The following is a 3,263-nucleotide window of genomic DNA, read 5'->3' as shown; positions in this document are numbered from 1 at the left end:
GTGAGGGGCTTACGCCACCAAATCCCCAAACTCCGCGCTACGCTTCAGCCAGGCCGCCGCATAGCCGCAGATGGGCGTGATGGTCCGGCCCTTGGTCCGGGCGTCCTGGCTGAGGGCGGTCATCAGCCGGCCTGAGGCGCCCGTACCCCGCAGCGTCGGCGGACTGAAGACGTGGTCGACGTAGAGGCGGTCACCCTCGAGGTGATAGTCCGCGTAGGATGTCTCGCCCTGCTCGTCCATTTCGAACCGCGCGCCGGTATCTCGCAGGTCGGCCATTTCGGAAACTCCTCGTCCGTCGTAAGTTGCCAACCTGGGGAACGCCGAAGGAGTGATCAAGATGCGTCGCGTGCTTGTGATGGGGGTCGCCCTGCTGGCCCTGGCCGCCTGCCAGAAGAAGGTGGAGTCCACCGCCGCCGTCGGTGAGGCGCCCGCCGCCTCCGCCACGGCCTCGGCGGTGAGCCCGCCCAAGCGCAAGCCCGGGCTCTGGGCCCAGACCATCTCCACCAATGGCATGACCCAGACGATGAAGCTGTGCCTGGACGAAGCCACCGAGGCCAAGATGACCGTCTGGGGTCAGCAGGCCGGCAAGGACATCTGCGCCAAGAACACCGTGACGCCCGCCCCGGGTGGCTGGACGTTCGTCAGCGAGTGCGACATGGGCCAGGCGGGCAAAGTCGCCACCACCGGCAAGGCCACCGGCGACTTCAATTCGAAATACGTGATCAAGGCCACGTCGGTGACCACCGGCTCCACCATGGCCCAGGCCAACGGGACCCACGAGATGGAGATGACCGGAACCTGGGAAGGCGCCTGCCCGGCCAATATGAAGCCCGGCGACATGACCCTGCCCAACGGCATGACCATGAACATCGGCAGCGTCACGGGGAAATAGGTCGCTTCTACGCCAGCTCCACCGCCATCGCGGTCGCCTCGCCGCCGCCGATGCAGAGGCTGGCCACGCCGCGTTTCCCGCCGCGCGCCTCCAGGGCCGACAACAGGGTCGCCAGGATGCGCGCGCCCGACGCCCCGATGGGGTGACCCAGCGCGCAGGCGCCGCCGTTGACGTTCAGCCGGTCCCGGTCGAGGCCCAGGTCGCGCTCGGCGACCATGGCCACGACGGCGAAGGCCTCGTTGACCTCGAACAGGTCGACGTCGGCGACGGTCCAGCCGGCCCGGGCCAGCACCTTGCGGATCGCAGGCACGGGGGCGGTGGCGAACTGGCCGGGCTCATGGGCGTGGCCCGCATGGCCGGCGATCCGGGCCACGATGGTGAGGCCCAGGCGCCGCGCCACGCTCTCGCGCGTCAGCACCAGAGCGGCGGCGCCATCCGAGATCGACGACGCATTGGCTGCGGTGATCGTGCCGTCCCGGGCGAAGGCGGGCCTAAGGGTCGGGATCCTGGCCGGGTCAGCCTTCAGCGGCTGCTCGTCCTGGCTGACCGTGACCGCGCCCTTGCGGTCGGTGACCTCGACCGAGGTGATCTCGCGATCAAACGCGCCGCTTTCGATGGCGGCCCGCGCCCGGGTCAGCGAGCCGATAGCGTAGGCGTCCTGAGCTTCGCGGGTGAGCTGGTACTGACGGGCGGTTTCTTCGGCGAACGACCCCATCAGCCGGCCGGGCTCATAGGCGTCCTCCAGACCGTCCAGGTACATGTGGTCGAACATCGTGTCGTGGCCGATGCGCGCGCCGCCCCGATGCTTGGTCATCAGATAGGGGGCGTTGGTCATGCTCTCCATGCCGCCCGCCACGATAATGTCGGCGGACCCGGCGGCCAGGGCGTCATGCGCCAGGATAGCGGCCTGCATGCCGGACCCGCACATCTTGTTGACCGTGGTGGCTTCGACCGAGATGGGTAGCCCCGCCCCCAGCGCCGCCTGTCGCGCCGGCGCCTGGCCCAGCCCGGCCGGCAGCACGCAGCCCATGATGATCTGCTCGATGGTCGAGGGGTCCGCGCCGGCGCGCACCACGGCGGCGCGGACCGCAGCTGCGCCAAGCTCTGTGGCCTTCGCAGCCGACAGCGCGCCCTGGAAACCGCCCATGGGCGTTCGGGCGTAGCTGGCGACAACGACGGGGTCGGAGGTCTGGCTCATGGGATCCTCAGGGTAGCCGGGTGGTGACGTCACAATAGGGACCGCCGTCACGGATGGTCTTGTTGCGGTAGATCACGGCGCCGATCAGGTTCGGTTTCTGGCGGATGGCCACGCAGAAGTCCGGCCACAGGTCGGACGGCACCCACAGGCAGGGCGCGCGCGGGTCTTCGTCGCAGGCGATGTCCACAAGTTGCTTCGCGTCCATGGCCGCCCCCTCAGAGGTTGCCGACCGTGCCGGCGATAAAGCCGCCGCCCAGCACACGGGACGGCTCCTCCGGCGCGTAGAGTACGCAGGCCTGGCCCGGCGCGACGCCCTCTTCGGGCACGCCGAACACGACGCCGGGGCCTCCACGGACGATGCCCAACCGCCCCAGCACCGGCTCGCGGGTGGAGCGGACGCGGGCCAGCACCGGGCGGGCGGCGGCGCAGGCCGCTGCGATGGACGCGCCGTCGCCGATCCAGTTGGTCTCCTTCAGACTGAGCGCCCGGGTCAGCAGCGCCTCGCGCGGCCCCACGATCACGCGTCGGGTGTCCGCATCGATCCTGACCACGAACAGCGGATCGCCCACCGCCACGTTCAGCCCCCGTCGCTGGCCGATGGTGTAGCGGGTCACGCCCTCGTGACGGCCGAGGATGCGCCCGTCCAGGTGCACGATGTCGCCCGGTTCGGCGCCGTGCGGGCGCAGACGGTCGATAACCGTCGTGTAACGCCCCTCCGGCACGAAGCAGATATCCTGGCTGTCCGGCTTGTCGGCGACGCGCAGCCCCATGGCGGTCGCCGCCGCCCGCACCGCCGGCTTGGGCAGGCCGCCCAGGGGAAAGCGCAGATAAGCCAGCTGCTCCGCCGTTGTGGCGAACAGGAAATAGGACTGGTCCCGCGCGGCGTCGAATGCGCGGTGCAATTCAGGCCCCTTTGGCCCCATGTCGCGGCGCACATAGTGGCCGGTGGCCATCGCCTCGGCGCCCAGGTCGCGGGCCACGTCCAGCAGATCGCGGAATTTCACCGTCTGATTGCAGCGAATACAGGGGACAGGCGTCTCGCCACGCAGGTAGCTGTCGGCGAAGTCCTCGATCACCTGCTGCTTGAACCGACTCTCGTAGTCGAGGACGTAGTGCGGAATGCCCAGGCCCTCGGCGGCGGTGCGCGCGTCGTGGATATCCTGGCCCGCGCAG

At 69.7% G+C, this 3,263-nt stretch carries 5 protein-coding genes; 1 reads left to right on the top strand and 4 read right to left on the bottom strand.

Features of this window, described 5'->3' with window-relative positions:
* Nucleotides 1-9: 9 nt before the first annotated feature.
* Nucleotides 10-276 carry a GNAT family N-acetyltransferase gene (locus RMO97_RS01400; RefSeq protein WP_310538772.1) on the bottom strand — a complete coding sequence of 89 codons (267 nt, stop codon included), beginning with the start codon at nt 274-276 and terminating at the stop codon, nt 10-12.
* A gap of 61 nt (nt 277-337) precedes the next feature.
* On the opposite strand from RMO97_RS01400, the gene RMO97_RS01395 reads away from it, so the two are divergent.
* Nucleotides 338-892 (top strand): DUF3617 family protein, encoded by a 555-nt coding sequence (locus RMO97_RS01395; RefSeq protein WP_310538771.1) that lies wholly within the window; start codon nt 338-340, stop codon nt 890-892.
* 7 nt (nt 893-899) lie between these two features.
* Here the strand turns inward: RMO97_RS01395 and RMO97_RS01390 are convergent, their stop codons facing one another.
* From RMO97_RS01390 to mnmA, 3 genes are all read right to left on the bottom strand, one after another.
* Nucleotides 900-2,090, bottom strand: a complete 1,191-nt coding sequence (locus tag RMO97_RS01390) for an acetyl-CoA C-acyltransferase (RefSeq protein ID WP_310538770.1) — start codon at nt 2,088-2,090, stop codon at nt 900-902.
* Nucleotides 2,091-2,097: 7 nt separating this feature from the next.
* Nucleotides 2,098-2,295, bottom strand: a complete 198-nt coding sequence (locus RMO97_RS01385) for a hypothetical protein (protein ID WP_310538769.1) — start codon at nt 2,293-2,295, stop codon at nt 2,098-2,100.
* Between the two features lie 10 nt (nt 2,296-2,305).
* Nucleotides 2,306-3,263: tRNA 2-thiouridine(34) synthase MnmA (gene mnmA, locus RMO97_RS01380; RefSeq protein ID WP_310538768.1), on the bottom strand; the 958-nt coding region annotated here is incomplete at its 5' end.

Source organism: Phenylobacterium sp. (genome assembly GCF_031425575.1).
GTDB lineage: Bacteria > Pseudomonadota > Alphaproteobacteria > Caulobacterales > Caulobacteraceae > Phenylobacterium.
Note: the sequence above shows the minus strand (reverse complement) of the source record. Positions and strands in the feature narration are given on the sequence as shown.

What these genes read in the sequence shown, in the direction of transcription:
- RMO97_RS01400 (WP_310538772.1), bottom strand. Translation starts at nt 276, where the DNA reads ATGGCCGACCTGCGAGATACCGGCGCGCGGTTCGAAATGGACGAGCAG.
- RMO97_RS01395 (WP_310538771.1), top strand. Translation starts at nt 338, where the DNA reads ATGCGTCGCGTGCTTGTGATGGGGGTCGCCCTGCTGGCCCTGGCCGCC.
- RMO97_RS01390 (WP_310538770.1), bottom strand. Translation starts at nt 2,090, where the DNA reads ATGAGCCAGACCTCCGACCCCGTCGTTGTCGCCAGCTACGCCCGAACG.
- RMO97_RS01385 (WP_310538769.1), bottom strand. Translation starts at nt 2,295, where the DNA reads ATGGACGCGAAGCAACTTGTGGACATCGCCTGCGACGAAGACCCGCGC.